Below are 6,597 nucleotides of genomic sequence, written 5' to 3'. Positions count from 1 at the left end.
CGAGTGCCCACACAGATTGATAGGTTCTTATTTTTAAAGAGCTTTTCTAACATTTTCAGCAACTTAGTTGCTCGTCGTTAGGGGTGCGTATCTTACTTCACACCGTGAGAGAGTCAAGCATTTTTTTTCAAATTCTTTTTTCTCTCTTCCCGACTCACTGTGTGACTTTCGTCTCACTCCGTGTCGGTGGATGCGCAGTATAGGGGGTTGAGAAATTAGCACAAGCGTTTTTTGCAAAAAAACTTTCAACCGAACAAATAACAAGCATTCTGCATAGATACTCAACGATCTTGTCTAATATTTCGGGTTGTAGAGGATCTTTCCATGAAGAAATACCTGACTTCCGCATTAAAAGATCGCCGATTTCTTTGTGATTTCGGTTACTGATCTTATCTCTCTTGGTTCTTTTTTCTCTTTTTACCTATATAAAGATGAAAAAAAAGAGCAGAACGATAACGAACTGCTCTTTTGGTCTTTGCTTTTTATTTGGGGTACTTCAGGTGAAGTCTTGGAAAAGTGTTTCTTCTATATATAGAAGAAAAGATCAGAGCATCCTTGCCCTTCTCTTTACGACAGGTTAGTTAGGGGTATATCTAAATGTCGTTATTGTTCGATGACGCATTGAGCTCGTAAGAGTGGAGCATGCTTGCATTCCCAATGGCGTCATCTTCGAGAGGAACTTAGTTCTTCAATACTTTTACGGTGTAGCTACCATCTTTTTGTTGGTATAGACCGTGGATGTCGGTTTCGAAACCTGGGTAATGCGCACCGATTTCACAAAGCATCTCTAGGAAGTCCAGCACAGGGCGAGACTCTTGAGTCACCATTTCACCAGGAAGTACTAGTGGCACACCTGGAGGGTAAGGAAGGATCATGTTCGCACTTACGCGGCCAACCATTTCTTCCAGTTTGATTTCTTCGATGTTGCCACGAAGCTCTTCTTGCCATGCTGCGTGTGGTGTTACTTTCATTTCAGGAAGAACATCGAACGCTTTGTACATTAGCTCTGGTAGGTTGTATTTCTTAGTTAGGTCATGAATTGCTTGTGCTAGTTCTTGAACGCGCATGCCTTCATAGAAGCTTGGGTCTTCGTTGTATAGCGAAGGTAGGAAGCTCTTGATGGTTAGGTTCAAGTCGTAGCCACGTTTAAATTCAGTTAGACCGCGTAGCAATTGCATTGCTTTTGATTTGTCGATACCGATTGAGAATAGGAACAACAAGTTGTATGGACCTGTTTTCTCTACCACGATACCGCGCTCGTCTAGGAATTTAGCCACCAGCGAAGCAGGAATACCTGATTCTTCTAGTTCGCCTTCTTTATTCATCCCAGGAGTCAATAGCGTTACTTTGATTGGATCAAGATACATGTGGTTGTCATCCATGTTCTTGAAGCCGTGCCATGTGTCGCTAGGGTCTAGTTTCCAACATTCTGTGGTATCGATGTTTTCTGGTTGCCATACATCGAAGAACCAGCTGTCGCTTTCTGCTTCTAGGCGTTTGATCTCTTTACGGAAGCGGATTGCGCGATCGATAGAGTCTTGCATCAACTTCTTACCAGTGTTGCCGCGCATCATTGCCGCTGCAGTTTCAGTAGAAGCAACAATGCCGTACTGAGGTGAAGTTGAAGTGTGCATCATGAATGCTTCGTTGAAAGATTCTTTATCAAAGTCGCCTTTCACATGAATCATTGAAGCTTGTGAGAACGCTGCCAACAGTTTGTGTGTTGATTGTGTTTCGTAGAACACTTTGCCTGGCATCGCTTCACCACTCATACCACATTTACCTTCGTAAATTGGGTTGAAGTTAGTGTAAGGCACCCAAGCACTGTCGAAGTGGATGTGTTTACAATCTAGCGACTCTTTGATGAATTGTGTGTTGTACAACAAGCCATCGTAAGTTGAGTTAGTCACTACTGCGTAAGTTGGTGCTGTTGCACCTGGTGTTTTCGCCACTTTCTCTGCAATGACATCGCGGCTGAATTCGCTTTGTGGAATACCACCAAGGATACCGTATGCGTTACGAGTTGGGCGGAAGTAGATTGGTGTCACGTCGCTCATCATCATTAGGTGAGTCAGAGATTTGTGACAGTTACGGTCAATCAGTACTGTGCTGCCCGCAGGTGCTGAGTACATGCCAACGATTTTGTTCGATGTAGACGTACCGTTAGTTACGATGTACGAGCTGTCTGCATTAAATGTACGTGCGATGTATTCTTCTGCATCTTTATGTGGACCTGAGTGGTCTAGTAGAGAACCTAGCTCAGGCATTGAGATTGATACGTCCGCTTTAAATGTGTTTGGACCGTAAAAATCGTAGAAGATGCTACCAGCAGGGCTTTTCTGGAATGCAGTACCGCCCATGTGACCTGGAGTACAGAAGGTGTATTTACCTTCTTCTACGTATTTGAATAGCGCTTTAGTGAATGGAGGCATGATGGCATCTTTGTATGCCTCAGTCGCTTGGTTGATTTTGATAGCGATGTCGTCAGCCATACCTAAAGCGTACTCGAAGAAGCTCACGTTTAGACGTAGGTCTGTTAGTGAAATGTCTAGAGTAGACTGTTCGTTAGCAAATGCGTGAACAGGCAGTTTCTCGTTGATTTGGCTGATACGTTCACATAGCTCTAGTGAGTATTTATCCCAGTCGAACAACACACCGCAAATGCGAGGGTTCATCTCAATCATTTTGATCAAGTCTTTATCATCTACTGGGTAAACCACTTCGTAGCCCGCTTTCTCAAGAGCAGCGTGAAGTTGACGAACTGGCTCTTCTTTAAAGAACACACCCATGTGGTTCAAGATAGCGAATATATTCATTTGGACATCTCCAAGGCGAATGAGGGCGCTCTTTGCCATTTACAGGCAATGAGTAAGGTGAGCGCCGCGTGAATTTGGGTTTTATAGGCTGGCACCGTAGTGCCAGCGTTTTGGGGATTAGTTGCTTGCTTGGGCAGGCATGTCTTCAGCGTGCATTTTCACGTACTGAGCAAGACCTGCTTTTTTGCTGTAGAACATCAAGATAACTAGAGACACGATGAAGGTTGCTGTTAGCGTACCGCCCTCTGCACCTGCTAGTGCGATGAAGCAGAACAGACAAGCCACACCAGAGAACAGCATTACGAAGCCGTTGCGTGTTGTCATACCTTCGAAGCGAATCAAGTTAATGCTTGAGTAGAAGTAAGGCAGCATTGTTAGTAGAACTGCGTCAGTCGTTAGCTGGTTGAACAGGTCTGATGCGTGTGCTGTTTTAGAGCTGAAGAACATCAGTACAACCATCAGTGCAGTCATCTTGATTGACGCAAGGATTAGACCTTTCTTAGGCACACCGTTTTTGTCAGTTTCGCCGTAGATTTTAGGGAAGTTGCCATCGCTTGCTGCACGTTTACCAGCCTCGCCCACCAGCATCATCCAAGAACCTAGCGAAGTGAAACATGCTAGTGCTGTGAATGCTGATACGAATGGTGCAGTCCAGCTACCGAATAGCTCAGTGGTTGCCAATGCAAATGGCGCACCTGATGCCGCAACTTCTGACGCTGGGAACATGCCGCTGATCATTTGAGTTGATAGGATGTAAATCACACCTGCGATACCAGTACCTAACATAGTTGCTAGTGGTACAGTACGTTTAGGGTTTTCTACCATACCCGTCGATACCGCTGCTGATTCCACACCTACGAATGACCATAGACAGATAAGAACCGCTGTTACTACCGCGTGGCTGTCAGTGCCTGCTGATACGTTCCAGTTTTGGCTGTAAAGCGCAGTATCGAAGTGCGTCCAACCAAATGCAGCTGTACCAACAACTGGGATAAGGATAAGAACTAAACCAAGCGTACATAGACGGCTTACCCAGCTACCACCAAGTAGGTTGACGAAAGTGAAGATCCATACCGATACAATCGTCGCAATACCTGCTGGAATTGGGTTATTAAGCACAGGGAAGAATACTGAAAGGTAAGAAACACCTGTAATGGCAATAGCCAGGTTACCAATCCAGTTCGCGTGGTAATAAAGAACGCCCGTTTGGAAACCAAATACCGGAGACACTTCGCCAGCATAAGCGATAGGACCACCTTCTTGTGGGTTTTTGGTTGCCAGACGAGCGTAAACGAACGCCAGACTCAGTGCACCGACCAAACAGATCAGCCAACTGAAGATTGAAACAGAGCCTACAGAGGCAAGACTAGAAGGTAATAGTGCAATACCACTACCCATCATGTTACCGGCTACGACACCCGTACAGGCAATAAGGCCGATTTTTTTCGCATTCGATGACATAACATCTCCAAATCTATTCTACTCGAGTCAACATGACTCAAACTGAATGGTTATTAGCGAGATGCTATGAGGAAGAACCTGCTCGACCTCGCTAAATTTCGAAGTGAAGACTACGCCCAAAAACTGGGAAAAAAATAAACTTGGGGTTATCAATAAAACAATTAGCCCATCGGTATAAAGTTGAGATAAACCTGATAAACTAAAAAACATAAAACTATATTATTCATACAGTTATAAGAAAAACATCAAACCTTCTACCGATAGATAAACTCTCATCAACTCGTTGGTCATCGCGATAAAAGTTATCAACCTCTATCAACTTCCCCATCCCGAAGGGTTAATTCCCTGAAGTGTTGATTCCATAAATCTCTCCCTGATCGCGCTTTTTGACCCACATCAATATTCATCTCGCCTGCAAGAAAGCATCAAAATCATTCTCGCCACATAACTCAGCCAGACACTTCATACAATCAATAGAGATAGAGATAGAGATAGAGATAGAGATAGAGATAGAGATAGAGATAGAGATAGAGAAGCAAAGCGGGTATGTATTTCCGTTGCAAGCTTGCGCTGTTAGCTCCTTCGTAAGTCATTGCCCCACCGCCTCACCCTTTTCACTTTTCGACAGCGACAAAAAAGCCCCTCACCGAAATGAGGGGCTAGCATTAGACTGACGTTGAGTCCGAGAGAATTAAAGCATTCGAACGACAGAAGGGTGAACGGCGCGATACATGGCGTAATCAATCGCCTTCATGTTACTTGGGAAGACCAAGTTTTCGCACAGCAGGTACGTCTCAACCGACGTATCAATATAGAAAGCTTCACTGTAAGACTCACTGGCTAAATCCAGATCACCATCCAATTCGGCGTGCTTACCGCGAATCACATAGGAAAGCACTGAATCACGTAACCTCAATGCCTGTCCGAGATGCCGCTTGGCTAACGCCATGTCACCAATGATGGTTTCGTGCAGTGCTAAAGCTTCATAAATTCGCGGTTGAATTGGCCCCACCATCATTTTCACATTAGTCTCTAGTGCTTCACTGAGCTGCTGCATTCGCCCTTTCTTCAACTCCTGTGAGAAATCAAGTGCCTTTTGTACATGGTAAGCAATCAACAACTCAGCTTGAACGTAAGCATTATCCGGCTCGATTTCTAAAATATTTTCCATCAAGTCGATACCTTGGCGGAATTGTTTAGTATCAGAGACATTAAGGTAATGGTTAGCCTGAACAAACAACTCCAACGCGTCGGGATTCATTGGCATTCCCGCCACCAGCATCGTAGATTTCAATTTGGCATCCGACACTTTCAGCACTTGCATCAAATCCAACGACGCTTGTTGAAGCACTGTCTTTAAATGACTACTGGTTAACGCGTATTGACGACTAAACAACACTTTCTCAGATGAGTTATTGCGATATTCCACCTCTAAAAAGCTGCCACCGTCATTCTCACGAACTCTCACCACAACCGATTTACCAGGCACAATGCCAGAATTAAACGACGCCTTCTTTAGCATGACTCGGTAATCACTGACTTGAGCAATGTCGGACATCAACTTTTGGGCGAATCCGTCTGCCAAATCGTAGCTTAATCCTTCATTCGTAAAATTATCTTGAAACTTGAACTCAATCAGATGGGTATCGATGGCTTGGGTAATACGCACTTCCGATTGCTTGTAGGTAAACACGCCCATCACTACGACCAACATACTGATCCAGATGAAGTTCATAATTCCCAATCGCCAAGGGCTGATTTTGTTTTTGCTCTGAGGGGCTTTTTTCTCTTTTGACATCTCGCAGACCGCGCGAGTTAGAGGACCTGCTGGAAAGGTAACGGCTGGTGCTATAGGTAGACAATCCTCTTCCGATTCTTCAACCGAAGGTGGGATCTCTTCATTTTGCCGACTTGTGACAAACTCTTCATGCGTCATAGTAACCACGTTCGCTACCAGCTTATAGCCACGCTTGGGCACCGTGATAACGTAGTTGGTATTTTCCTCTCGACCGTCACGTAGTAGCTTACGCAACTCAAAGATGGATTGAGTCACCACTTGATCGGTCACAATCGCTCCAGCCCAAACGTACTGAATCAATTCCTCGCGGTTGAACACCTCATTCGCATGCTCCGCTAAGAAGTGCAAAAGATTAATTAAGCGTGGCTCAACAGTAACTTCCCTATCTTGTCGATACAGCTTATTTTCATCAACGCTCAAAACCCAGTCATTGATTTGAAAATAGACTCCAACCATGTATGAAAACTCTCGTATCTACAGACAGCGTTACGGTAGGAATCAGACAATGGTTGATTCCTACAA

3 protein-coding genes are annotated in these 6,597 nt (G+C 44.6%); all 3 read right to left on the bottom strand.

All coding sequences use genetic code 11. The features are described from left to right. Nucleotides 1-680: 680 nt before the first annotated feature. The 3 genes from R7E47_RS22900 to cadC all read right to left on the bottom strand — a co-directional run bounded on the left by R7E47_RS22900 (nucleotide 681) and on the right by cadC (nucleotide 6,531). Nucleotides 681-2,816: a lysine decarboxylase CadA gene (locus tag R7E47_RS22900; protein ID WP_017635553.1), complete on the bottom strand. Its 2,136-nt coding sequence runs from the start codon at nucleotides 2,814-2,816 to the stop codon at nucleotides 681-683. Between the two features lie 117 nt (nucleotides 2,817-2,933). After that, nucleotides 2,934-4,277, bottom strand: coding sequence for a cadaverine/lysine antiporter (gene cadB / locus R7E47_RS22895; protein ID WP_285386294.1), 1,344 nt, complete (start codon nucleotides 4,275-4,277; stop codon nucleotides 2,934-2,936). Nucleotides 4,278-4,968: 691 nt separating this feature from the next. Continuing rightward, entirely contained in the window at nucleotides 4,969-6,531 is a 1,563-nt protein-coding gene (gene cadC, locus R7E47_RS22890; protein WP_085570153.1) for a lysine decarboxylation/transport transcriptional activator CadC, read from the bottom strand. Nucleotides 6,532-6,597: the final 66 nt, after the last annotated feature.

The organism is Vibrio sp. Vb1026, assembly GCF_033338745.1.
In the GTDB taxonomy this organism is placed as follows: Bacteria; Pseudomonadota; Gammaproteobacteria; order Enterobacterales; family Vibrionaceae; genus Vibrio; species Vibrio alginolyticus.
This window is presented reverse-complemented; position numbering and strand designations above follow the sequence as displayed.